Genomic DNA, 25,464 nt, shown 5'->3' with positions numbered 1-25,464 from the left:
CTGTATCGCAGTCAATAAACATGCTCCTCAGGGCTTTATGCGCTCCCGCAAGCGCAGCATAGCCTCCTTAACGGCCTGTTGATAGCTCCCTTTTCCCGACAAGTTGTACTTACTGAGTTCGTCAATCAAAATGTCCAGATAAATGAACTTACGACCAGAAATATAGTATTCGCGGATCCGTTCGGCGTCCTCATCATGCCCCAGGTTACGCGCGATAATCACTTCCCCTGCTCTTACGAAATGCTCATACAGACAACTTTTCCAACTGGTATAAGCCTGGCGCGTCATCTCCTCCCTGACAGGTTCGTAGAGCGGCTGCGTTTCGTGCATCAATTCTTTGGGCAGGCGGTCCACGCAGGGATTGGCAAAAGAATGCCCGAATTCGTGCGTGCTTAGTTCCAATAGATGCTTTTGATCGGCAAATCCCATGTCGAGTCGGGCAGTATCGGTCCATTGCTGAATGCCGAATGTGCCGAAAATATGATAGGCGTGTGTCTGCCCGAGCGAGGTGTGCTTTGCGCCAAAACCCATGCCGGCTGGGATCGTGAGGCTGGGTACCAGATTATAACTATCAAAATGCTGCTGGTAAAATGCTTCCATGGCAGGCAGGAAACGGTCGTCGGGTAGCCCTGCCGTGACCTGATGTATTGCATTTGCATAGAGATCCTTACTTTGACTCAGATAAGAACCAAAATCGACCTCGTTATAAAGCCCATTCATGGCTGCGATAAATGCGGAAGCATTCCTTTTTGCCTCCACTACTTCGCCTTTGGGCGAAAAACGAAGGTAATAGGCCGGGTCGATCTGATCCCGCAATTTTGCATTTGGAACGTCTTCCAGCTGTACCAGCAGATTGATAAAATAGTCGAGCCAGATATCCTGGGCGAAACCGACTGCAACCGCGAGATGCTTGCTACCCTCAAAGGATTTGTACCGATGGTAAAGGTCGATCCCATACGCATAGCGCTTGCGGTCCTTCTCGGAATAAGAAGCAGTTTCAGATTGAGCGCCCTCGTAGCCCACGAAATAGATGAAGCCAAGGAGCTCTACATTGGTATTGATTTTTACATTGAAAGGACGGCCGGGGCCACGCCCTTCCTGGTCTTTGGGAGTTTTACAAAATGCGCAGGGCGCCCATAACATGGCTAACAGAAACAAGATCGGTTTAAGCATAACTTGAAATGCATTGAATGGTTATGCAGCAAAACAAGCCGCCGCAGGCATACCGATCGCCCCGGAACACATTTCCGGACGTCCAGAATCATGTTTCCGGACTTGCATTTTTGCTTTTCATCCTCGCTTGCCCCGGAAAGCCGCTATTTATGCACCAGTATAAACTGCGACGGCGACTTACCCTTGTGCTGTCTGAACACCTGGTTAAAAGTAGATTTGGAGCTGAACCCCGCTTCGAATGCAAGCGCGAGGATGGTTTTGTGCTGCTCCTGAGGATCAGCCAGTTTTCGTATGACTTCCTCCACTCTGAAGCCATTTACGAAGCCATTGAAATTGGTATCCGAATAGGTATTGATCAGATATGAAATGTACCGTGGCGGTAACTGCAACCGGGTCGTCACATCATCCAGCGTCAGTCCTGACTGAATATACAGTTGTTCTTTCGCGAAAACATCCTGCAACCGCTGCCACTCGGCATCATCGTCGTAACGCGCAAAATCGGGTTTCTCTATTGGCTTTTCCCTGGGCAATGCGGGCAACGTAAAAAACTCGGGATCGATATATCCGATGTAGCCCAACCCAAACAGACATATTGTGAGCAGCACCTCGATACCCGAAAAAACCGGCCATGCGAATATGACGCCTGCTATCCAGAGGATTGTCAGTAAAACGAGGAACGAAAACAGCCCGTAAAGCCGAAAGCAAGCCCGGATATCAAAGCTCACGCGATGCCTTTTCCAAAGCAAATGAAAGCCGTGTAACTTATACCCATACATGCCCAATACACCCACCATGCCTATTATCGGTAATATTTCTGTCAAAAAGAACCATACCGGATTATCAAGCAAGGAAGGGATCGGCTCGTGGGAGATATGCCGATACGCTTGCCAGACACAGCGCACAGCCACCTCCACCGGGATCGGCAAGAAGAACAGACTGTATTTCCATTTAAAAACATAACCCGGCTCTGTGGTAAACCTGACAAAAAACCATAGCGAAAGCGGAAGCAGCAGATAGCTCTGCGCATTCCAGAAAGGGATAGCATCCGGCCGACTGTGGTAATGTACCTGCATACCCCAGGCATTCAGCAGTTCCTGACAAAGTACCAGCAGGATCAGGCCCAGGAATAAGCTCTCACGACGGCCGCCTCTCACCATCAGCGAAAGGCTGAGAATAAACCCTTGCCCGAAAGCCAGAAGATACACAATCGCTTTCCAGTTGTCCATTATAATCGAAGCGGATTTTTAGCTCTTTTTACTTAAATCAGTCATCTCCGAACCAACGCGGTTGGGAACGGTCAGGTGCACATTTGTTCCTGATCCGAAGGACGACTGAACTACCAGCTCCCCTCCGATCAGTTCGGCACGTCGCCTGATATTCCGCAAACCCGCACCCGATTGCCCAAAGGACGTCCCGACCCTATTGATATCGAATCCCTGCCCGTCATCGGAAACACTGAGCTCAAAAATATCAGACGCATACGCAGCAACTACCTGAATTTTTGATGCCCGGGAGTGTTTTATGCAATTGTTCAACACTTCCTGAAAAATTCTGAAGACAACCAGCTCGTCTTCATATCTCAGTGTGCCCGAATGGCCTGTAACGTCGAATTCCGTTAAAAATCTTTTGGTTTTGCCTACGCGTGCCAGTTCATGTGTGATATTTTCGACGAGCCCGAAAGTCTTCACAAAGTCCCCATCGAAGCTTCGGGTAAGTGCCCTTACATCCTGGATCAGTTGCGCGACAAGTTCATTGGTCTGAACAATGTAGGGCTCTGCTTCTCCCAGATTCTGGAAGTTTTCCAATATATTCAGATTAATCCTAGCCACCGAAAGCAGTTGGCCAATGTTATCATGAAGTTCCTGGGATATCTGTTGCAGGGTCGCATTCTGGATTTCGAGCTGCGTTTGAAGAATTTCCTGAGCATACTTTGCATGCAAAGCGGCTTTTTCCTGATTATGATGAAGGATGCGTCGTTGAAAAATAAAGAACAACCCCGACAGAAAACCGATAAGCAGCAGTACCAGAACTGTTCCGGCCACAGCAACTACAATAATTTCCGTTTTCTCAGGTTGCATGTTAGTCCGAAAGTCATCAGTCCATATAGCATGCAATTTAGGAGAATCATTAAAATTGTCAGCACCCTAGCCGCTGGCTTATTATTTTCCGCGATCAACTGGATAAGCCCCATGTGAAAGAATACTCCGGCATAAAAAAAGACAATTCCTGCGCAGATCCAGAAGTGCGCATTGTGTCCTACACTGTCATTAGAAATGTCTCGGAATAACTGTAAAAGATAGGTGCTACTCCATGCTATCAACATCAAAGCTGCCAATAAGAACATGCGATTGTTAGTTGGCGCTAAATCATACTTATAAATAGGAAACAATAGCTTAAAAACAAGGAACAAATATTCAAGTATCAAATTAAGAGATGTGATGAATACGCAACTGATTATAATGACTTTTTTTACGAGCCCATTCGAAATAATGGACATAAAATAAGCTGACAGTAATATGTATTCAAATATCTGATATACGACAAAAACAATTTTATTGTCTGTCCTCTGATATAACATATAGAGTCCGATACTCTCTGCAATCAGACTTACTCCAACCAGAAATACTATATAACGCAAGCCTTGCGACAGATGTCTATATGAATAGAGACCGATCACAAGGCAAACGAATAGAAAAAACAAATACAATTTTTGTACAGTAAATACTATTTCAGTGGACAGCATTGGGTACCGTGATCGTATACGATAACATCAACCGGATTCGGATTTGAAAAGTCGAGTAGCTGGTCGGCAAGCACCACGCTTAATGTGGAATTCTCACCAGGCGCCTGGTTATCCAGGATAAAATACAGGTATAGTTTATCTCTTGACTGTTTCAAAAGAGTGATTACAAACCGCAGATCTGTATTGATAAGATGCCCCCGACCTTCTTTATCAAAATCAAATGCATGGGTTTTACCACTATTAATTATTTCATCGCGCCTGTTTTTATAGTTTTCTATTTTTTTCGGAAAATTGGCGAGAGGGTTGCCATGCGTATCTATCACATGGCTGTTGATTATATCATCATCCGGCTCACTGCCGGCCCTTCTTCTTTTGATACACAATGCAACATTCAGGTTCTCGTAAAGTGGGGGCCCATCGCAATAATAATGGGCAACCAGGTAATGACCGTCAGTTGCACTGTCAACCAATGTATCCAAAACGTCCGGATCAAGTTCGATCGGTCGCAGATCGCCAGAGTGATCGAGCCCATTAGTCTTAAAGACATCCGCAACCCGGTCTTCGAAGTTCTTGCGATATCGCTGAACATCTTCCCATTTAATGCCCGGGCCAGGCGCCAATGCAACCGCCACAGCCGGATCCGCCGCGGCTTGGACTAAATATTGGAGGTCGGGCGACCGGAGCAGTGCCGACGGCACTACCACGTTACCAGCTTTCTCGATGGAGGAAGTAACTAAAAATGGCATAATTGATAAAAGTTTAAGTGGCTTACTGGGACAAAACTATACTGCGATGTCTTTTCAAACTATGAGCATTCTCCCGTTTGATGTACCGTAAAAACACCCGTGAAGCATTGTGGCAATACCTCATATACTGATGATCTTTAGCCTGATAGCCGCAATGACCATCCCCGTTCTGCTTTTCACCTCCATCTTCTGAAAAACAGCCTCCCGGTAACCATCCACCGTGCGTGGACTGACGCATAACTTATCAGCGATTTCGATATAGGTCAGATCACCGCAGGCGAGCTGAATAAAATCTTTTTCGCGTTGTGTCAGTCCCAATCTGGTGGCGACATCCTCTGTGACCGGCATACTTAAACTCCTGATCAGCTGGCTCGTCATGAATTCGCTGTAATAAAATCCCTTACTTACTACCATATCGAGCGCGGTTTTGAGCTCGTGGGCTTTGCAACCTTTTAAAAGATAACCACAGGCACCGTTTCTCAACATTTTCACGATAGCCTCTTCCTTGTCATTCATTGACAAAGCGATTACTCTGATACCGGGATGATTATCCTTCAACCACAAGGCCACTTCAAAGCCTGTCATTTCTGGCATATTAACATCCAGAAGAATAATTTCCGGAATCATGTTTTGTCGCAAACGATGCATCAAATCCCTACCGCTCTGAACATCGTAAAGCACTTCGTAGTCCTGGTACTGCCGCACAAGGCCGGATAATGCTGTGGCCATTAATGTATGGTCGTCAACGATCGCAATAGTTGATTTCATTACATGATGATTTTAAAAGGGTTACGCAGGTCCAATTTTGAATTGGCTCCTAAAAAAGTCTTTCAGGTTTATTTTTTACTACGAAAAAGTTTACGGGCAATCCCCATGATAATGTTTTATTTGCACACAAAGAACAAAGATTATATAAAGGCAGAGTGCATGATATAAAATTAACCGGAATCAATTGCAGGCGCATCAAATATGTCCGGTTGTTAGTAAACGTAATGCAAAAAATATCCGCCCAGGACCATACGCACCCAGCTTCGCGGCGGGAATAGCGGTTGTACCATCGCCACAGCCCTGGTCGGGCACATCCAGAACTGTTGTAATTCTCAGCGTGGTCACCGGCGCTGAACCACTTTCATTCATGATTTCTGCTAAACGTGCCCGACCTGTTCCTGCGGCGTGAGGGTAAAATCGTTACCACTTAATAACTAATTCGACAGGCAACGCAAATAAGTAAGTAAAGATAAGGGTTCGGTTACTTCCTCCGTCAAACAACCTTTATCACCATGGACCCAACAAACGACAAAGAGCTGATCGAAAAGCTACGGCTCATTGTCCAGGAAGCGGAGAACACCGGTAACCTGGATATGATGGCCGCGATCCTCGCCGATGACATCACGGTCATCGCTCCCGGTTCACCGGTTATTACCACCAAAGCAGGCGGCGTCGAATTCCTGCGCTCCTGGTTCGATACCTTCATCATCCAGATCTCCTACGAATCCCAGGAAATCGAGATCAGAGACGACCTGGCCTACGAATGGGCTATTTACCATCAGAACACCACCAACAAGACGACGGGCGAAAAGGCGTCGGAGACGGGCAGAATGCTGTGGATTTACAAGAAGTACAATGAAGTATGGCTGCAACATTTCATCATCTGGAATACAGCCGCCTAAGAAATCTTATCCTCACAATAACTTCAAGCATTTATGTCTTATTTACATGCTCCCAGACTCGTCTTTACCGGCGATTTCCTGTCCGACGTCAGCACGGTGAACAACGACCCGGCCCATTACAACAACACCACTTTCAAACCCAACTTCCAGGAACCCGGCAAAGGCACTAACAATGGCTGGTGGAACCCGGAAGGCGGTGCCGTTTTCGATTTTCAGAATTGTTCCGTCACACAGATCTTTCTTCCGGACGGCACCACGCAGAGCGACCCTGCCAACGACATCATCATCGGACAGGCCATTCAGGGTGCCGAGGGAAGACCGACCGGTAAGATGGTCGACCTCGATCCCGATGCCCAGACGTACTCTGCCCTGTGGTGCGTTCAGTTGCGTATCTGTAATGGCAACGGCGACCTGCTATTCAAAGGCAATGTGGCCACAACCAGTTTCCGTGACATACAAATGCGCCAGCTCGACGGCGGGAAAAGCAATGGCCAACCGCTGGGCGCGACCTGGACGTCGGTGATCACGGATGTGGTATGGGGCGACCTGGCTGAAAAATCGACTTTCCTGAAAACGTTGCGGGCAACGACTCAGAACAACACGCTGACTATTAACATGAACCCATTCGGATACTATTACGCGCACAACGACGGCCGGTTTTCGCTTGGCAGGATCATGGGTTCGATCGGGCCTTATTTTGAAGGTGAGCCGACGACGTTTGCAGCTACCCGTCGCCTGTACGGCATCAATTATACGCCCAACATTCCGGGAACGTATTTCGGCGTTTCCAACTTTTTGGTAGAACAGGATAACAGGCGCGTGAGCGTCGATTTTGGCGCAAGCTTTCCGGTGTCGGATTCAATCGGGACTATCCATTACAAGCAAGATCTGCGCCTTGCAGTGAGCAAAGTCCCGCAGACCGGCGTGGCGACAGCTCAAACTCCCGTTTCTTATATCGCTCCAAATGATCTGATTGAAATCGGGGCATTGAACTATCAGTCCGATCCGGGCTGGCTTAACAAGACTGCGGGCATTGTTTCGTTCAGCAATTTGCCCGACGACACGATGACCGCCCTCAGCAACAGTCAACTCCTATTAATCACCCCATCAACAACGAAACCGGGACAATATGCCATCATCGCACGCGAGGCTATCGACGGGTTGGTGACACGGGCCGACAATTTTGTACAACGCCTGGACGACGGGCAATCGGTGGACATCGATTATTATGCTTATCAATGGGGGAAACCGCTGCCCAACACTGCCATATCCGTTACCCTCGACCCTCCCACTCCCGATACGCCGGTCGGCCCAAAGAATCCGATTTCGGAAGTATATGGAAACAATTTCCCGGTCAATGGCCTCACTTTCAACGGGCAGATCAAGACAGGAAACGACGGGAAAGCACAAATGCGGCTGACTGGTAATGCCATTGATAGTCCGCGGGTTTATATCGATGGGCAAATTTATTCGCTGACTTATCAGACTAGTACCGTCGACGCAGCCTTTGGAACGGAAAGCGTGGTGGTTCACCTGCGTGATTATTTCCAGGAGATAACCGATCCGGTTTGGGATGATATTTCGGATATAATGATCCAATACAGCAATTTGTACCCCATCATGAGCAGATATGTCGTGAACCTCGCCGATCCGGAAGCGCTGGCTGAGAAAAAGAACATCCTGATTTTTGCATTCTCGCGGGATATCAATGACACCATGCATATGCCCGTGACGCGCGACCTGTCGAAGACCAAACGCCAAACGATACTGAACTGGCTTAACAATCCGCAAATCGCCCAAAGGACCATCTTGAAAACCCAGGCGCGGGAGGTTACCTCCGCTAACCCGGTAGAGCCGGGCACCGAGCTTACCGACAAGCAGGTGAAATACCGCGAAGCCGTGAAGGCGAAGAACGGGTCGTTTCCGGGATTTCGGGCCACCGAGAATTTGTTTGAAAATCTGTGATTTACGGTTAAAATATCCTCACAATGTTAAAGATAGATCCAAAATATATCGAAAAGGCGTTGACAGCCAATGTGCTGGAAGAGCTTTATCCATTGCTTCAAAAAGCCATCGAACTGGAACATTCCACCATTCCGCCGTATCTCACCGCGATGTTCTCGCTCAAACCGGGCACCAACCTGGTACAGCGGCAGATCATCCATTCGATCGTGATCGAGGAAATGCTCCATATGACGATCGCCGCGAACATCCTGAATGCACTCGGCGGAACGCCCGACATCAACAACAGCCAATTTGTACCCGAATACCCCGGACCGCTCCCTATGGGCATCGGCAACGGGCTGATCGTCGGATTGGAAAAGTATTCGCAAGGGGTAGTCAAAAATGTGTTCATGGAAATCGAGGAGCCCGAGAATGCAATCGTTTTTAAATCGCTCGATATCAAAAAGTTGCCGACATTCAGTACGATCGGCCAGTTTTACCAGGCCATACAGCAAAAGATCGACGAACTTGCTCCGAATGATCTGCCCGGTCATAAAGATTACCAGGTAACGTCGGCCTTTTTTCCCGCCCAAGAGCTATTCCCTATCTATACCAAACAGCACGCGATCGACGCGATCAACATCATCATCGAGCAAGGGGAAGGCACCTCCACCTCCCCCCTCGACCAGCAGGATGAGCTGGCGCATTACTATCGTTTTGAAGAATTGTATAAAGGGAAAAGATTGCTGAAAGACCCGTCGGCACCCAAGGGCTACTCATTCTCCGGGCCGGACATTCCTTTTACACCAGACGACGTCTATCCTCTTTTTCCAAATACCAAAACGAGTATGTTACCGGCAGGCAGTGAAGTATTGAACCGCATGAACCAGTTCAATGCAAGTTATTATTCGCTGTTGTCGGGCTTGCATGATACATTCAACGGCCAGCCGACATGGCTCGATAACACCATCGGTGTCATGTACGACCTGAAACTGACCGCCGAAAAACTATGCGCAACGCCGTTCCCCGGGAAGGCGGGATACACCATCGGGCCGTCATTCGAATTCACTGCGACCTCAAAATGCTGACGAACCTGGGAATAATCAAGGAAAACACTTAGATGCAATGGGGCGGAAGTGCGATATTCCGCCCCAAGACTTTGTTAACTGCTTTCTATTCGGAAACAACATCCGGGCTTGCCGCAATTATAATTTCAGGTCCACAGGCTTGGCCGTGCGGGCGGCTTCGTAAACAGCCATCAGTATTTTCACGTCCCTGAGCCCCATTTCTCCGGGCACGCGTGTCGGCTTTTTATTCAATACGCAGTCGGCAAAATCGTCCATCTGCAATGCCTGCTGGTTGACATTCTCGATTCCCATGGGTCCTTGCGAGGTCTTTCCTTTGATCCCCGCATATTCGTATGCCGGTTCCAGTTCGTACCAGCCAGTCTTCCCCTCAACACGCAGCCGGTTTCCCTTGCCGACATAAGCCGTCCTGCAATTAGCCATTGCACCGCCCGGGAAGTCGAGCTGGAAATCGATCGATTGCTCTACTTCGGCAAACTTATCGACGTCGGTTTTCGGACCCTCCTTCGCCGATACCCGGATCGGATTGGCACCGGCAGAATAGACGGCACCTTGTACACAATAAATGCCAAGATCCATCAACGGCCCGCCACCGGACCTCTCCCGGTCCAGGCGCCATACGCCTTTTTCCATTTCCTGACTGTTCTCGGCGACGATCTTTTGCACCGGGCCGTACATCTGCTTTTTCCCAAACTCCATAAAAGTGCGGTGATGTGGTTCGAAATGAAGGCGATAGCCGATGGACAGCATTTTGCCGGCCGCCTTGCACGCCGAGATCATTGCCTCACAATCCTTGACATTGGTGGCCATCGGTTTTTCGCAGATCACATGCTTGCCGGCTTTTGCAGCGCGAATGGTGTAGGTAGCATGCAGCGAGTTAGGTGTTACTACGTAAATAATGTCGATATCAGGATTATCCCTGATCGAATCCATATTCTGATAGTTGTAGATGTTCTTATCGGGAATCTTATACTTCTCCTTCCACTTCCCGACTTTCTCCGGAGTGCCCGTAATGATCCCGGCGAGGCGGCACCGCTGTGTTTTTTCCAATGCTGGAGCCAGTTGCTCTTCGCTGTATTTTCCCAAGCCCAGCAATGCAACACCCAGTTTCTTGTCCTGTGGGAACGGAGCGCCGCCCTCTGGATTACCAGCGACTTGCGCTGCCAGCTCGTCGAGGCCGATCAATCCGAGCGCCGGCATTGTCAACGCCGCCTGCTGCAAAAACTGTCTTCTGTGAAAATCGATTTTCATAATAATCTGATTTTGAGATATGTAAAACTTGGATTTAATCATGCCCGATCGTCCTGCCTTAGGCGGTAAGCGTTCCATTTGAGCCGGGTTTTAAAAAGTCAGGCGCAGTGGGCCCCAAAACCGTGCCATAAGTTTCCGCGATGATGGTTGCTGAAAATTTTACATAAACCATCCTAGTGATGCCCGCGAATGGGCACGTGTTAACACAAGCAGTCCCCGTAACGTCATCCGCTACGTGGAGTGCGCTACCTGCGGAACAGTATTTGTATAGGCGGCCCGGTCTAAAAATCGAGAAAATCATGGAAAACAAAGACAGTGGTACTAATGCCTACCCACCCGACGCGTCACAAGTCATTTTCACCGACCTGCAAGGCATCCGGCGCAGGGGTATTTACAACAAAGACAAGGGTTTTCAGGAAATTACAGAAATGGAAATGCCCCGGGAAGGACAGTACTTCTATTCCGAAGGCGACGTAGCAAATTGGGAATACGAACCGGAGAGTCAATCGGAATAATGCTCCCAGGCTCCGTCTAAATCGAATCAACAAACTGAAAACTACATACTCAATATGAAAATACCTCATTACTTCCGAAAACCGGCACTACTTTGTGTGCTTTTCGCGGGCGTGACCGCCGGTTGCGACGATGACAACGACTTCTGGGATGCATTCATTCCGGAAACAGACAAAGAAGCTACTTCTGCTCAGATCGAAGGTTTTGTGTTTTACCCTGCATTACAACCAGCCTCGGACGCGAATGTGGCCCAACTTAAGGTACCGTCCGGTTTTAAGGTAAATAAATTTGCCGAAGGCCTGGGAAAACCCCGCATCCTCGTTACCGGTGAAAACGGCCACGTTTACGCCTCGGACCGGGAAGCGGGCATTGTAATGATGCTCACAGACACGGATAGCGACGGCATTGCCGACGATAAAAAGACGGTAGCGAATATCAAGCAAGTGCATGGGCTTTACATTTACAACGGTAAAATGTACCTGGCAGCTGTGAGAGAAGTATTTGTAGCCGACATTAATGGCGACGGAACCCTAGGCCAGCCGCGTATGCTCATCAGCGACCTGCCCGACGGCGGACAGCATCCCAACCGCACGCTCGCATTCGGGCCCGACAAGAAGATGTATATCAGCGTAGGCAGCACGTGCAACTCCTGCCCCGAACCCAATCCCGAAAATGCCACGTTGCTCAGGGCCGAAGAGGACGGCTCAAACCGGAAAGTATTCGCCAAAGGCCTGCGCAACACGATTGGATTTGGCTGGCATCCCGAAACAAGCGAGCTCTGGGGACTGGACCACGGCATCGACTGGCTTGGCGACGATGAGCAGAAGGAGGAAGTTAACCAGATAAAACAAGGCGCAGATTACGGCTGGCCCTACATTTACGGCGAAGGCAAATACAACCCCGGCGACCGGCCAAAAGGTGATACCACCTACCAGCAATATCTGCAAAAAACCACATTGCCCACGCTCACTTATCAGGCGCATTCGGCACCAATGGCGATGACTTTCTACACTGGAACCCAATTCCCGCAAGACTACCGCAACGACGCATTCATAGCCATGCGCGGATCCTGGAACCGCAGTTCACCGGTGGGTTATCAGATCGTACGCATGCATTTTGAAAATGGCAAACCGGTGCGTTTTGAGGATTTTGTCAGCGGATTCATCGTCGATAACAACCGGGCACATTTCGGACGGCTTGTGGGGCTTACCGTGCATAAGGACGGATCGCTGCTGTTTTCCGATGATACCAACGGCGTCGTTTACCGGGTCTCCTATCAGTAATTTTTCAAGCCATCCCCACACCTATCTGACCTTGCGATGAAAAAGCAGGATCTTATCCCCGGTGACTGGTACCGGATCCTTTTTGGGGAAACCCCGGTAATTTTCCAGGTCGAAGTTCTCCTCCGAACATTTATAATGTACGTTGCGCTACTTATTGTCGTAAGGTTGATGGGCAAACGAATGGGCGCCCAGCTGACAATATCGGAGCTGGCCGTGATGATTACGCTCGGTGCGATTGTGTCGCCGGGAATGCAAACGCCCCAAAGCGGCCTACTACTTTGTACGATGATCCTGATATGCGCACTGCTGTTCCAGCGAGCCATCTATTTCTTCGAATATAAAAGCAAGCGCTTTGAGCAAGTAACCCAGGGTAAAATGAGCATCCTGGTCAAAAACGGCGTCATGCAGATGGACGAGCTGGAAAAAACAAAGGTTTCACGCCAGCAGCTCTTTGCGGCCATCCGCAATGAGCACATTTTCAACCTGGGCGATGTCGACCGCGTTTATCTCGAAGCCTGTGGGTTGTTCAGTATTTTTGAGGCGGCGGAGCCCAGGCCGGGCCTGATACTATTCCCCCCCGATGACGAATCGATATCCGATTTCCAGCAAATTCCGCTGGAAAACAGCATTGCATGTGCCAACTGCGGCCATGTCCCCGACGACCACGACCGTGCGCAGCAATGTTCCGCATGCGGTGCCAGGCAATGGGGTTCCGCCAGTATAACCAGATCCAACCAACCCGTCGACACTGCCTCATGAAAAAGGAAGACATTTACTTCGGCGACTGGCAGCGTATGTTTATCGGTGACGTCCCCGGCGGATTTTACTGGGAAGCGGTGCTCCGGATCGCGGTTATTTACATTATTCTGATGGTTTCGATGCGGTTCATGGGTAAACGAATGGCTTCCCAGCTGAGCAGGAATGAAATGATCGCCATGGTATCGCTTGCCGCCGCTATCGGGGTACCGTTGCAGGCGCCCGATCGTAGTATACTCGCCGCAGTAGTGATTGCAGCCGTTGTCATTTTAATCCAACAAATCATGGCAACACTCGCGACCCGCAACCAGCGACTCGAATCGATTACACAAGGCAACCTGTCCATCATCGTCGTCGACAGCAAGCTGGCCCTTCATACCATGCAGGTGAACGGCATTACTCAGGAAAAGGCATTCTCCCAACTCAGGAGCAATGGTATCCGGCATTTAGGTGAGGTAAAGAGGCTGTATTTCGAAGCGGACGGCTCGTTCACGCTGATCCGCAATACCGATGTCCACCCTGGATTGGGCATTCTCCCCGGGATCGATACCGAATTTATCGCGCAAATCTGCCGCCAAAGTGACATCCTCGTGTGCAATCGCTGCGGGCAGGAGCTCCCGAACACGGAATCAACCTGCGCTAACTGCGGCAGCAATGAGCGGGTCCATGCCATGGAATAACCATTTAAATGCATACAATCGATGAACAAGACCGTTATCCACCTCCTCTTTGTCTTCCTTCCCTACGTGGCAGTTGGCCAGGACAAAGTTGCACCGAGGAAAATCAAGGAAAATTTCTGGTATAAAAACAGCATTATTTACAACCTGGAAATCGGGGTGTTTAAAGATAGTGACGGCGATGGGCGCGGTGACATCAATGGGGTAATCCAAAAATTGGATTACTTGAAAATGCTCGGTGTGGATGTGATCTGGCTTGCGCCTTTCCAGCCGTCGCCGGGTGCCGACGACGGTTACGATGTGGCCGATTACTACGGGGTCGATCCGAGACTGGGCACTGCCGGGGATTTCGCGGAACTCATGCATCAGGTCAAAAAACGAGGTATGCGTGTGATCATGGATCTGGTCATCAACCACACATCCGATCAGCATCCCTGGTTTAAAAATGCCCGGACGTCGAAAAAAGCGCGGTACCGGGATTGGTACGTGTGGTCTCCTACGAAACCGCGCGACGCGGACAAGGGTATGGTGTTCCCCGGAGTGCAGGAAGCAGTTTGGTCACTTGATAGTACCACCAACGAATACTACTATCACCGGTTTTACCAGTTCCAGCCCGATCTCAATTTTATGAATCCCGAAGTAATGCAGGAAACCCAGCGCATCATCGGCTATTGGTTAAACCAGGGCATTGCGGGTTTCAGGCTGGACGCCGTTCCGTTCATTATCGAGGTGCCTAAAAGCGGCTCAGACAAACCCAAGCTAGATTTTGAGTTTCTGAGTGACATCCGTCAGTTCACGCAGTCGCGCCAGGCGGACGCGGCGATCCTGGGCGAAGCGAATGTCGAACCGAAGGATAATGTCAACTACTTTGGCAAAAACGGAGAAGGTATACAAATGATGTTTAACTTTTTTGTCAACCAGCATTTATTCTATGCATTTGCTAGCGGAGATCTCAAGCCACTTAAAAAAGCCATGCATGAAACGTTGGAAATCCCGCAGAGCTCGCAGTGGGCGTTCTTCCTGAGAAACCATGATGAAATTGACCTCGGCCGATTAAGCGACGCCCAGCGGCAGAAAGTATACGACGTCATGGGGCCCGATACCAACATGCAACTTTATGACCGCGGTATCCGCCGCAGACTGGCACCTATGATGGGCAACGACCGCCGCCGGCTCGACATGGCTTACAGCCTGCTCTTCTCTCTCCCCGGCACGCCAGTGGTGCGCTATGGCGAAGAACTGGGCATGGGCGACGATTTGCGACTGAAAGAACGTCTTTCAGTAAGAACACCCATGCAATGGAACGGTACAAAAAATGCCGGATTCACCGCCGCCGACACTGCGTTCCGGGAGGTGATTAGCGACGGGCAATATGGCTTTACGACCGTAAATGCCGAACAGCAATGGCGCGATACCACCTCGCTTCTCCACCGGATCTCTTCCCTGATCCAGATGCGGAAATCCTGTCCGGAAATCGGGCTGGGTGATGCTACCGTGATGGAGAGCGGTTCAGACGACATCCTAGCGATCCGCTACGAATATGAAGGAAAGACATTGATGATATTGCACAACTTTTCCAACAAGCCGGTGAAAGCCACGCTGCCGGTAGGTAATGCCAGAAAGCTAAATAATCTTCGAAGCGGCGCTGGAGATATTATAGCAAGCAATTCACGCGTGACCATCAATTTACCACCCTACGGCTACGGCTGGTACCGCATTGATCACGTTCTGCCTTGACTGGTGCGGTAGCCATTATTTTTATCATCTACTTACCGGTCTCCAAGTGCGCCGCGTCCACAGGCTTGGATTCCGGCGAACCTTTTTGCCTCAGGAAAATGGAGAGGATCACAATGGAAGCCACAGAGAGGAATTCACTCTGCCAGTTCTGGAATGTTTCAAACCAGAAATCAGGCTCGCCGAGGAATTCCGCCAACTCCTGCTTCGGATGTCCGTGGAGTACTTGCAGGTCGTTATGGTCAACGAAACTGCCATAAAGGTGTCCAATCCAGCTTCCGAAAAAAAGTATTAAAAACGTGATAGACAGCGAGTTCTTGTAGAGTGCAAGCCGCCAGCCACCACGCTTCACCGGGCCGGGCGCGTCTTCTTTCGAGGGGTCGGGCTCGCGATCCACGTCCTCGGGCTTTTCGAGGTCTTTGGACTCCGCCGACCCGATTTGCCGGAGCGAAATCGTCAGCAGAACATACATTGCCATTTGCAGGAACTCGCTTTGGAAATTCTCAAAAGTGGAAGAAACGAAATGCCCGCTGGTGAGGTATTCGCCGAATGCCAGCGTTCTGCCACCCAGTTCATGAAGTTCGTCGTTATGCTGCTTCCAGCCGAAAAATGCCTGGGCTACCAGCGCGATCACGAAAAGCGAGACAAATACGATCGATAAGCTATTCCGGTAAAAGAAACTTGGATTCGGTTTAGACATGGCCTACTGATTAAATTCTCAGGGCAACATATAGAAAAGCATGCCAGACCGCCGCTCCCAGTAAGGTGTATATCGGTACTCCTTGCTGTTCATTGTAACTTGTATTAAGTTTAGAGCTACATACCGGTAGCCTTTTCGAAGCATTAATTTTTTAACCAAACTAAATGATGACTTACCCAAAACAATTACGATTGGGCATAGCGGTTGTATGCCTCGGCCTCGCTTCCTGTGCAAGCTACCAGCGTAGCGATCTCTATTTTGGCAGGGATATTCCGGGTGGCGGGACTGTCAGTGAACAGCAATGGAAGAATTTCAGCGATAGCGTGATCAGTAGCTACTTTCCCGAGGGCTATACCGAATGGGACGCGAATGGACGCTGGAAGGATACCGAGACCAGGCAAACCATTACGGAACCCACCAAAGTGGTCACCTTTTTTGGAAAAAAAACCAAAGAAAGAAGCGCCGCCCTCGACAGCATCGCGCAACGTTACCTACGCCGTTTCCGCCAGCAAAGCGTTCTGCGGACCGACATTAAATCGAAAGTAAATTTTATCAATAAAACGCCCTGAGTGCTGCGCACGCCTGGCATAGTTTTTACCCTTATTGCGGCATCATCGACAACAAAAAACAAGTGTTATGAAAAAGTGCATGATCACCGCGGTAATGGTATTGTTGTTTGGCGCGACCATGTCGTACGGACAAAAAACGACAGGTTCCACTGATAAGTCGGGAACGACAAAGGCGTCGGGACAAGGCGTGAAGACGCCGACTCCCAAGAACGAAAAGCAGAAAGCGGACGTGACGAAAGATCAGCAAGCGCAGAGCGGTCAGGCGCAAGATGCGAGCTCGAAAAAGCCGAACCCGACAGACCAGGTTGCGCAAAAAAGTTCGGAGAACGATGGTAGTACGAGGCCGGGCGGGGCAACTCACGAAAATGCAAACGACGTCGGACGCTATTCCGACAAAGAGGATAATAAGTCAATGCTATTTTCGAAAGAAGCGATTGCCATACGTCGGAAAAATTTAACTGAGCCGGATACCGTCCAGAAAGAAGGAAGCGGATCGGCCCCTAAAAACAGGAAAAACCACACCGGCACAACCCACAATTACCGGAATCTCGCCACTGGGGCCAGCAAAATCCCATCGAGTGAATAAAGCAACGCATGGCAGGCGGCGAAAACGCTATTAGAAACAAACCCCGGGACTACCATCCCGGGGTTTGTTTTTGCTCAGGGTATTCCATGAGCGTTTGATCAGGGCAAACCACTAAGTAAATAAAATTGCATTTTACCGCTAAATCAAAAGACATTTAACGCTATTGCTATTCTGGAAAACTGGTGCTTGTTTTGCATTCGAAAAGCGAAAAATAGCACAGTATTATCAAGATTTACGATCTTAGTGTGTTCGGAAGTTAAAAATAGTACAATGGTATCAAAGTCTCTTTTCAATTCAATCCAATTTATCAAAATATAACAAAACAAATTTTTACACACGTCATGAAAAATTTTTTCAGAAGTATTGCAGTACTAGGTTTGTCATTCACTTTGTTCAATTGCAGCAACACAGAGGAGCCGCTGCCAGCGGAAAATCCATACGCTAGCGAGGTTGTCGGTGGACAGGCAAATGCAAGAGAAGGATCCTCAAACGGCGGATCAGTTATCCAATCGCCTACAAAATTTACGGCATGGAGGCTGGCCAAGACATTGACCGTCCAGCAGGAAAAAGGTTTCAACCTGATCAGCCCGTTTGCCATCACAGCGGCTGGCGCAGGTGACATAGGCTGGGGTGCTTATGGCTGCTACTCGGCCTTAAAGCCGGTAAAAGTATCATTCCACAATCTTGGAATCGTAGACGTTGCATCCCTTAAACCATCATCGCTCGACGCGCTGCCGTTCAATCAGGCACCGATCGCCAATGCACCCGAAGGATCGGCTTTCTGGACCAACTATATGCCTGCCAAAACGATCATTGCCTGCAAAACACCGGCAGGAAAACATTATCTGGTGGAAGTTTTGAGCGACAATCCGTTGCAGGTTAACATTTATCACGCTGTCAGGCTTTTAGGTCAGTAGGATATTTGAAATATAAAAAACCCCTTGGAGTAACTTCCAAGGGGTTTTTTGGCGTATTGTATTAGTCAATCATTTGTGACCGAACCGATTTGTCGTCTGGTTTCAATTTTATTCAAAACCGCGAGGATAGTAGTGTCTTCCACCGCATTGGCATCGCGGTCGTGATTGTGAAACTCTTCCAGTTTTCTTTTACGCTTGGTATCGCTGATCCCCCGTTCCACTTTCTGTTGATACTCTTCCAGTGAACGGCAGTAATAATGATTAAGCTGGATTGTGTCAACGCTCACGTCGGTCGTCGCATCGTCGATTTGCATAAAATGTTCATTTACACAGAAGAAACCGGCTTTATATCGGAAGCAATGCGATTTATAAGCCGAAGCCACCCATTTTGGCTGGACAATGCTTTTGATGTGCCTGTTGGGATGAAAAGAAACCTCCGCCCTCCTTGTAAAATTCTCCAGTTGACTTCCTGCCGGCTTATGCACATGATTGTTTGATCCAAAAATCTGCCAGGAAACCCCCAGCCCGCCATAATCTTCATACATTTTCAGGAACTCCGGCAGTTCCGGATTATCCGTTTTTGGCACGATGAACTCGTCCATATCGATGAACGCAATCCATTTCGAAAGATGGCCGAAACTGTCGATACAATGCTGATATGCCTTTACATGTTTGTTTTGCCCGGGCATATCTGTTACCGTCGTAACTTCACTGTAATTGAGTGTTTTAATAAATTGTTTTACGGGAACCTTACTACCGTTATCATAAATAAAAAAATGTGCAACCCCGATTTTCCGGTGGTATTCCAGCCATTCTTCGAGATATTCATTTTCGTCTTTGATGATACAACAAACCGATAAATAGTATTCAGGCTCAGTGGGTTGATCGGATTGGGTCCTATTGAATTTAGGAAGCAGGTTCTTGATTGAAAACATTGCAGGGACAGTTGGGAATGTCGATGAACGGTTCAAAGTTATGACTTATTCACCGGAATATTCAAACCCGCTTTCACGGTAACCAAAGCAATGCTTCGGTAATATTTGCTGCAATGCGGTATGGATTCAGCGAAATCTGCCCGACATTTAAGTGAAAGAGGCTGCTTGTGCAGCCTCTCATAATCGTCAACTTTATATCAATCAGATATTCAGGTGCGGCGTAAAACCGATCGCATAAGCGGCACAGTTCGCATATGTAACGTGACCATCTGTATCCTTATCGTATTCCGTCCAGGCACTTGCAGACGACGGGTAGCTTTGCTGAACAAGGTTACCGAAACCGTCCTTATTTTCGACCGACACCCCGCCGCTGGCGATAGAAACGCCTTCACCCAGCTGGGCTACCTGATTGCCATATTCATATTCCGACTTCGGCGTAGCCACACGTGAAGCGGTAATCGTCAGCGCCGGGTGCAGGCTTTTGATCCCGATCGCATAGGCGGTCAATGTAACCTCTGAGGCCGCATTTTCATAGTCGCTGTTTTTGGCCGTCCACTCATCGACTGCAGACGGATAGCTGCCAAGTACAAATTTCTGAAATTTGTTGGGCGTTTCGGACTCGATGCCACCACCCGAAAGCAAAAATCCATTAGGTACTTTCGCTGCTGCGCTATCCCTGCCGATCCCCTTGTTAGTCCCAAATCCCGTACCCACCTGCACGTCCAGCAAGCTACTTGGCACACCCGGAGAATAGGTGGGGTCATAGATGGCGATGGCATAAGACGTGATATGATGATCGCGATCTGAAGGCTCGGCAATGTCATGGCTGCTGGCTGTCCATCCGGTGATTCCTTGCGTTTGGCTATCCTGCTGCGGAAAAGAATTTACCAGGAAGTTGATTGTGTTCATGGGTACCATAGCCCCACCGCCGATGATCCTGAAATGAGGGTCGCTGGCTACCGCGTCTACGGTGGACAGTGCAAACGGCGTCAGTTTTCTGTGAGCGCTGATAATCGTCGGGTTACTGATGCTCTGGGCAAGAACAACCAGGTCCAGATATTTTTGCAGAACAGCCTGGGCTGTCGGGTTCGCGGCAAGCTTGGAGATTTCGATGGTGTGCGTCAAAGCATATGCCGTATCCTTTGTGCAGCTCTTCGCCCACTCAATAATAGTGTTTTTATCTTTCGGATCGACCGCCACCGCCAGGCTGCTCGACCCGCCTGAGGTCGAGGCCGACTCCGTGAAAGAGGAACTGTGTGACGCTGTGGAAAGCTTTTGTGCCACCGAAGCCGCCGAACTGATATCGGCCACACCATTGTACGCCAGTTCAACCTCCACTGAAATGGCCTCCTTGCTGGTATAGTCTGTCGTTTCCGCCTGCGATTTCAGCTGAATAAAACCACCCAGTTTCAGGCCTCCGATAAGGTGGGTGCCATAAGTATTGGTGAAGTCCCCGGCCTGTTTCAAAGTGGTAATACTGTCGAGTCTGTTGATCAATTCGTCCTGCAAACAGGCACGTATTTTACTATATTCTCCTGACTGATAAAATGTTACAGTCCCGCAGTCGATAAAGCAATTGAAACTGAAACTATAAGAAGTCGATTTCTGATAGGTATCTTTTTCGTAGGACGACTTCAATGACCCGCTAAAAAAGCCGTAACTACCCTTGATGCCAATGGAAGCCGCGAATTCGCTATTCGATTCCTGAGACGACTGATACTCCTTTTTAGTAGAAGAAAAATGCTCCAAAAAAGTCTGCGTAATCACCTGGTTATCAGTCAGCGGTGCCTTCACAAAATTCGAGGTCTGGCTGAAAACATTGTTAGGGTCTTGCGCAATGATCGGATTCAATGCGTTGAACGAGTGTAGGATAAAATCCTGAGGGCGGGCCTGTACGTCTGACTCCTGGAGGTTTTCTGTTACTGTAAGGGACATGATAGGTTTTGGTTAGAAATTGAAACGTCGCAATATTAGTACAGTATATAGAAATAATTGCATAAAAACGAGTTACCTTATTTAGTGGTAAATAACTAAGTGAAAACACCTGGATCCCCCCGTGAAAAACGGCGGTGACCTGAATGGCTGAGATTTTTTTATCTTTGGTATATGCATACCGACTTTGAAAATTACCTGGCCCAACAAACCGACCTGCCCCAGGAAACCATCAGATATATCAGCAGCCTGGCCACAGCACGGCGCGCGCACCGGAACGAAGCGCTGCTGAATGCCGGGGAAGTTTGCCGCCACAAGATATTCATCGTCAGCGGCCTGCTCAGGACATACCATATTAAACCGGACGGCAACGAGCATATCCTTCAATTTTCCAACCAACATACCTGGACACTGGATGTGGAAAGCTACGACAAGCAGATCGCGTCGCTCGTCAACATTGCAGCAGTCGAAAACAGCGAGGTGTTAATGTGGAAAAAACCGGATTTCGATCTGCTGCTCAGGGACATTCCCGAGCTGAAACAGTTTTCCGAACGGCTTATTTCCCGCAATATTTATTCCAACCGTAACCGCATTCTGACCATCCTGAGCGGCACTCCGGAAGAGCGCTATGCCGATTTTGTGGATGCATTCCCTGACTATCTTTCCCGAATGCCGCTGCGAATGGTGGCGGGCTACCTGGGAATCTCCCTCAAAACGCTTACCCGCATACGTCACGCGCAGCAGCAACGCGAGGCTGGAATTATGGACAAATGACCTTGTTCGTCCATTAACAGGGTTTCAATTTTGCAAAAATAAAATTGAAACAATATGCATGTATTTGTCACAGGGGCCTCCGGATTTGTAGGCTCCGCCATTGTACAGGAATTATTAAGAAACGGCCACGAAGTACTCGGCCTGGTCCGCTCGGAAAATGCGGCCGATCAACTTAAGAATGCTGGCGCAACGCCGCTCCTCGGCGATGTGAACGACCCGGAAATGCTTCACAAGGGTGCAGGTAGCTGTGATGCCGTCATCCACACCGCATTTAATCATGACTTTTCGAACTACAAAGCCAGCTGCGAAGCCGATCGCAAAGTGATTGAGACGCTAGGCGAAGCCCTGGCAGGTTCGGATAAGCCACTGGTCGTAACCACTGGATTAGGGCTTTTGCGCTACGATCGTCCGGTAACAGAGGACGACGCATTAAATGTTAGCTCGGACATTATTCCCAGGTCCGCTACCGACGAGGCGGCCCACGCTGTCGCTGCCAGGGGTGTCGACGTCTACATTGTCCGCCTCCCGCCAAGCGTCCATGGCCGGGGCGACCATGGTTTTGTGCCGATCGTCATTGGTACGGCACGTGAAAAAGGCGAATCAGCATATATCGGCGAAGGCGATAACCGCTGGCCGGCAGTACACCGGCTGGATGCGGCAGTGCTTTACCGGTTAATCATCGAGCAACGTCCTGCGCTCAAAACGCTACACGCCGTTGCAGAGGAAGGCATTCCGTTCAGGAACATCGCCGAAGAAATTGGTAACGGATTAAAGTTGCCTGTTGTGGGTAAAACCGCAGAGGCGGCAGCGGAACATTTCGGATGGTTTGCGCATTTCGCAGGCATGGATTGCGCGGCTTCGAGCGAAAGGACACGCCAGACATTGGGCTGGGAAACCGTTGCTACGGGATTGCTGACGGACATTGCGACGGCCGGTTACCTGACCGTTTTCTAAATGTCGCCTGCGTTTGCCCCTCATGCCTGGCAGGATATTCTTGTTTGAAATCACTAAACTTGCTCGCAAGTAACTGGAAAAGGGTAAAGATAGATTTTAACTATTGAATCATAGAATTAATCGATTTTGATGATATATTTCAGTATTATACCTTTATCCCACTGCACAAATGCCAGATGCAGGCCTGTATAGTTTTAACAACATGAACTTATCGTAATGGAAAACGGATCAAACGACATTAGCAAATGTCCATTTCACAACGGGACATTGAATCACAACGTAGGCGGCGGCGGTACACGAAACCGCGACTGGTGGCCAAACCAGTTGAAACTCAGCATCCTGCGTCAGCATTCGTCACTGTCCAATCCGATGGGCGAAGATTTTAACTACGCCGAAGCATTTAAAAGCCTCGATCTGGAAGCAGTCAAAGCAGACCTTCATGCACTGATGACCGACTCGCAGGACTGGTGGCCGGCCGACTTCGGGCATTATGGTCCGTTGTTCATCCGCATGGCCTGGCACAGCGCCGGAACATACCGCGTATTCGATGGCCGCGGCGGCGGCGGTTCCGGCCAGCAGCGGTTTGCCCCGCTCAATAGCTGGCCCGATAACGTGAGCCTGGATAAGGCCAGGCGGTTGCTTTGGCCGATCAAACAGAAATATGGTAACAAAATCTCCTGGGCAGATTTGTTGATCCTTACCGGCAATATCGCCCTGGAATCGATGGGTTTCAAGACATTTGGCTTCGCAGGTGGGCGTGCGGATGTGTGGGAAGCTGACGAGGACGTTTACTGGGGCTCAGAAACCACCTGGCTCGGCAACGACCGCCGTTATGCACACGGAAAACCCGGCCCAGCCGAACATAGTGTACTCGTATCGGATGAGGATGCTAGCGGCAGCATTCACTCCCGCAACCTTGAAGAACCCCTTGCGGCGGCCCATATGGGATTGATTTACGTAAACCCGGAAGGACCGGATGGTAACCCCGACCCGCTGGCAGCTGCCAGGGACATCCGCGATACTTTTGGCCGCATGGCAATGAACGACGAAGAAACCGTGGCATTGATCGCCGGAGGCCATAGTTTTGGTAAAACCCATGGTGCGGCCCCTTCCGACCATGTAGGTGCGGAGCCTGAGGGCGCCGATCTGGAACATCAGGGACTGGGTTGGAACAACAGCTTTGGATCGGGCAATGGTGCCGATACGATCACCAGTGGCCTGGAAGTGATCTGGACTACCACACCGACCAAATGGAGCAACAATTTCTTTGAAAACCTGTTTGCATTTGAATGGGAGCTGACTAAAAGCCCGGGCGGAGCACATCAATGGGTAGCCAAAGACGCGGGCGAGATCATTCCCGACGCCTACGACCCTTCGAAAAAGCACAGGCCAACGATGCTCACTACCGACCTCTCGTTACGCGTTGACCCCGCCTATGAGAAGATATCGAGACATTTCCTCGAAAACCCGGAGGCATTCGCGGACGCATTTGCCCGCGCGTGGTTCAAACTGACGCACCGCGATATGGGACCTCGCGTACGCTACCTGGGTGCGGACGTGCCTGACGAAATCCTGCTTTGGCAAGACCCTATCCCGGCTGTCGATCATGAATTGATTAATGAAGGCGATATCGCCGGCTTAAAAGCGAACATTCTCGCTTCCGGACTGAGCGTTTCAGAACTCGTAGGCACCGCCTGGGCTTCGGCCTCGACATTCCGTGGTTCCGACAAACGTGGCGGCGCCAATGGTGCACGCATTCGCCTGGCTCCTCAAAAGGACTGGAAAGTGAACAATCCAGGCCAGCTGCAGAAAGTGCTCCGTACGCTGGAAAGCATTCAAGGAGAGTTCAACAGCTCCCAATCCGGCGGCAAGAAAATTTCACTGGCCGACCTGATTGTACTGGCAGGCTCAGCGGGCGTAGAAAAAGCGGCGCAGGACGCAGGACATGCCATTACCGTTCCATTCACACCAGGCCGCGCCGACGCGACTCAGGAACAAACTGACATTGAATCCGTAGGCCACCTCGAACCGATCGCTGACGGCTTCCGCAACTACCGCGGTAACAAATTCAGTGTGTCGACAGAGGAACTGCTAATCGACAGAGCGCAACTGCTAACCCTCAGTGCACCGGAAATGACCGTTTTGATGGGCGGCTTGCGCGCGTTGAACATCAACTATGACGGTTCTAAAAACGGCGTCTTTACGCAACGTCCCGGCGTGCTGACCAACGATTTCTTTGTAAACCTGCTGGATATGAACACTTCCTGGAAAGCCATGGGCGAAGACAGGGAAACCTACCTCGGAACCGACCGGGCTTCCGGCCAGCCGAAATGGACCGCCAGCCGCGCCGACCTCGTATTCGGTTCGCATGCCGAATTACGTGCCATCGCTGAAAGTTATGGCAGTTCAGATTCGCAGGTCAAATTTGTAAAGGATTTCGTAGCGGCATGGACCAAGGTCATGAACCTCGACCGGTTCGATCTGAAATAATTCAGTATCTCTTTTGTAAATGTGAAAGCCGG

24 protein-coding genes are annotated in these 25,464 nt (G+C 49.7%); 14 read left to right on the top strand and 10 right to left on the bottom strand.

All coding sequences use genetic code 11. The features are described from left to right. Positions 1-27: 27 nt before the first annotated feature. From LZD49_RS03385 to LZD49_RS03360, 6 genes are all read right to left on the bottom strand, one after another. A complete protein-coding gene (locus LZD49_RS03385) occupies positions 28-1,173 on the bottom strand; it encodes a DUF4932 domain-containing protein (RefSeq protein WP_234665908.1) in 1,146 nt (381 codons plus the stop codon). 143 nt (positions 1,174-1,316) lie between these two features. Continuing rightward, positions 1,317-2,399: an AraC family transcriptional regulator gene (locus tag LZD49_RS03380; protein ID WP_234665907.1), complete on the bottom strand. Its 1,083-nt coding sequence runs from the start codon at positions 2,397-2,399 to the stop codon at positions 1,317-1,319. A gap of 18 nt (positions 2,400-2,417) precedes the next feature. Then, entirely contained in the window at positions 2,418-3,251 is an 834-nt protein-coding gene (locus LZD49_RS03375) for a sensor histidine kinase (protein ID WP_234665906.1), read from the bottom strand. 646 nt (positions 3,252-3,897) lie between these two features. Then, positions 3,898-4,662, bottom strand: coding sequence for a hypothetical protein (locus tag LZD49_RS03370; RefSeq protein ID WP_234665905.1), 765 nt, complete (start codon positions 4,660-4,662; stop codon positions 3,898-3,900). Positions 4,663-4,782: 120 nt separating this feature from the next. Beyond that, entirely contained in the window at positions 4,783-5,430 is a 648-nt protein-coding gene (locus LZD49_RS03365; RefSeq protein WP_234665904.1) for a response regulator transcription factor, read from the bottom strand. A gap of 195 nt (positions 5,431-5,625) precedes the next feature. Next, positions 5,626-5,799 carry a hypothetical protein gene (locus LZD49_RS03360; RefSeq protein WP_234665903.1) on the bottom strand — a complete coding sequence of 58 codons (174 nt, stop codon included), beginning with the start codon at positions 5,797-5,799 and terminating at the stop codon, positions 5,626-5,628. A gap of 143 nt (positions 5,800-5,942) precedes the next feature. On the opposite strand from LZD49_RS03360, the gene LZD49_RS03355 reads away from it, so the two are divergent. The 3 genes from LZD49_RS03355 to LZD49_RS03345 are packed head-to-tail and all read left to right on the top strand — an operon-like array spanning position 5,943 to position 9,364. Beyond that, entirely contained in the window at positions 5,943-6,332 is a 390-nt protein-coding gene (locus tag LZD49_RS03355) for a DUF4440 domain-containing protein (RefSeq protein WP_234665902.1), read from the top strand. A 33-nt stretch (positions 6,333-6,365) separates the two neighbouring features. Further along, on the top strand, positions 6,366-8,297 hold the full coding sequence (locus tag LZD49_RS03350) for a hypothetical protein (protein ID WP_234665901.1): 1,932 nt from the start codon (positions 6,366-6,368) through the stop codon (positions 8,295-8,297). A 23-nt stretch (positions 8,298-8,320) separates the two neighbouring features. Continuing rightward, entirely contained in the window at positions 8,321-9,364 is a 1,044-nt protein-coding gene (locus LZD49_RS03345; protein WP_234665900.1) for a ferritin-like protein, read from the top strand. 117 nt (positions 9,365-9,481) lie between these two features. Here the strand turns inward: LZD49_RS03345 and LZD49_RS03340 are convergent, their stop codons facing one another. Beyond that, the gene (locus LZD49_RS03340; RefSeq protein WP_234665899.1) at positions 9,482-10,612 is read right to left on the bottom strand and encodes a Gfo/Idh/MocA family protein; all 1,131 of its coding nucleotides are present in this window, start codon (positions 10,610-10,612) and stop codon (positions 9,482-9,484) included. A 299-nt stretch (positions 10,613-10,911) separates the two neighbouring features. Here LZD49_RS03340 and LZD49_RS03335 point away from each other — a divergent pair, with 299 nt between their 5' ends. From LZD49_RS03335 to LZD49_RS03315, 5 genes are read left to right on the top strand one after another with little or no spacing between them, the layout of a single operon-like run. Further along, on the top strand, positions 10,912-11,127 hold the full coding sequence (locus tag LZD49_RS03335; RefSeq protein ID WP_234665898.1) for a hypothetical protein: 216 nt from the start codon (positions 10,912-10,914) through the stop codon (positions 11,125-11,127). Between the two features lie 54 nt (positions 11,128-11,181). After that, a complete protein-coding gene (locus LZD49_RS03330; protein WP_234665897.1) occupies positions 11,182-12,408 on the top strand; it encodes a sorbosone dehydrogenase family protein in 1,227 nt (408 codons plus the stop codon). A 36-nt stretch (positions 12,409-12,444) separates the two neighbouring features. Next, positions 12,445-13,167, top strand: coding sequence for a DUF421 domain-containing protein (locus tag LZD49_RS03325; protein ID WP_234665896.1), 723 nt, complete (start codon positions 12,445-12,447; stop codon positions 13,165-13,167). Further along, positions 13,164-13,844, top strand: coding sequence for a DUF421 domain-containing protein (locus LZD49_RS03320; protein ID WP_234665895.1), 681 nt, complete (start codon positions 13,164-13,166; stop codon positions 13,842-13,844). Before LZD49_RS03325 ends, LZD49_RS03320 begins: the two co-directional genes overlap by 4 nt. A gap of 21 nt (positions 13,845-13,865) precedes the next feature. Continuing rightward, positions 13,866-15,578: an alpha-amylase family protein gene (locus LZD49_RS03315; RefSeq protein WP_234665894.1), complete on the top strand. Its 1,713-nt coding sequence runs from the start codon at positions 13,866-13,868 to the stop codon at positions 15,576-15,578. Positions 15,579-15,606: 28 nt separating this feature from the next. Here LZD49_RS03315 and LZD49_RS03310 read toward each other — a convergent pair whose 3' ends face one another. After that, positions 15,607-16,275, bottom strand: coding sequence for a DUF6766 family protein (locus tag LZD49_RS03310; RefSeq protein WP_234665893.1), 669 nt, complete (start codon positions 16,273-16,275; stop codon positions 15,607-15,609). A gap of 164 nt (positions 16,276-16,439) precedes the next feature. On the opposite strand from LZD49_RS03310, the gene LZD49_RS03305 reads away from it, so the two are divergent. From LZD49_RS03305 to LZD49_RS03295, 3 genes are all read left to right on the top strand, one after another. Further along, complete coding sequence (locus LZD49_RS03305; protein ID WP_234665892.1) at positions 16,440-16,844, top strand: DUF3574 domain-containing protein; 405 nt, start codon at positions 16,440-16,442, stop codon at positions 16,842-16,844. 67 nt (positions 16,845-16,911) lie between these two features. Continuing rightward, positions 16,912-17,430, top strand: a complete 519-nt coding sequence (locus LZD49_RS03300; protein WP_234665891.1) for a hypothetical protein — start codon at positions 16,912-16,914, stop codon at positions 17,428-17,430. 341 nt (positions 17,431-17,771) lie between these two features. Further along, positions 17,772-18,347: a hypothetical protein gene (locus tag LZD49_RS03295; protein ID WP_234665890.1), complete on the top strand. Its 576-nt coding sequence runs from the start codon at positions 17,772-17,774 to the stop codon at positions 18,345-18,347. Between the two features lie 65 nt (positions 18,348-18,412). Here the strand turns inward: LZD49_RS03295 and LZD49_RS03290 are convergent, their stop codons facing one another. Continuing rightward, positions 18,413-19,282 (bottom strand): glycosyltransferase family 92 protein, encoded by an 870-nt coding sequence (locus LZD49_RS03290; RefSeq protein WP_234665889.1) that lies wholly within the window; start codon positions 19,280-19,282, stop codon positions 18,413-18,415. A gap of 201 nt (positions 19,283-19,483) precedes the next feature. Beyond that, positions 19,484-21,217, bottom strand: coding sequence for an MAC/perforin domain-containing protein (locus LZD49_RS03285; protein WP_234665888.1), 1,734 nt, complete (start codon positions 21,215-21,217; stop codon positions 19,484-19,486). A gap of 171 nt (positions 21,218-21,388) precedes the next feature. Here LZD49_RS03285 and LZD49_RS03280 point away from each other — a divergent pair, with 171 nt between their 5' ends. The 3 genes from LZD49_RS03280 (at position 21,389) to katG (ending at position 25,432) form a co-directional block, all read left to right on the top strand. Continuing rightward, entirely contained in the window at positions 21,389-21,988 is a 600-nt protein-coding gene (locus LZD49_RS03280) for a Crp/Fnr family transcriptional regulator (protein ID WP_234665887.1), read from the top strand. A gap of 54 nt (positions 21,989-22,042) precedes the next feature. Beyond that, positions 22,043-22,942: an SDR family oxidoreductase gene (locus LZD49_RS03275; protein ID WP_234665886.1), complete on the top strand. Its 900-nt coding sequence runs from the start codon at positions 22,043-22,045 to the stop codon at positions 22,940-22,942. A gap of 216 nt (positions 22,943-23,158) precedes the next feature. Beyond that, positions 23,159-25,432, top strand: coding sequence for a catalase/peroxidase HPI (gene katG, locus LZD49_RS03270; RefSeq protein ID WP_234665885.1), 2,274 nt, complete (start codon positions 23,159-23,161; stop codon positions 25,430-25,432). Positions 25,433-25,464: the final 32 nt, after the last annotated feature.

This window comes from Dyadobacter sp. CY261 (genome assembly GCF_021440085.1).
Lineage (GTDB): Bacteria > Bacteroidota > Bacteroidia > Cytophagales > Spirosomataceae > Dyadobacter.
This window is presented reverse-complemented; position numbering and strand designations above follow the sequence as displayed.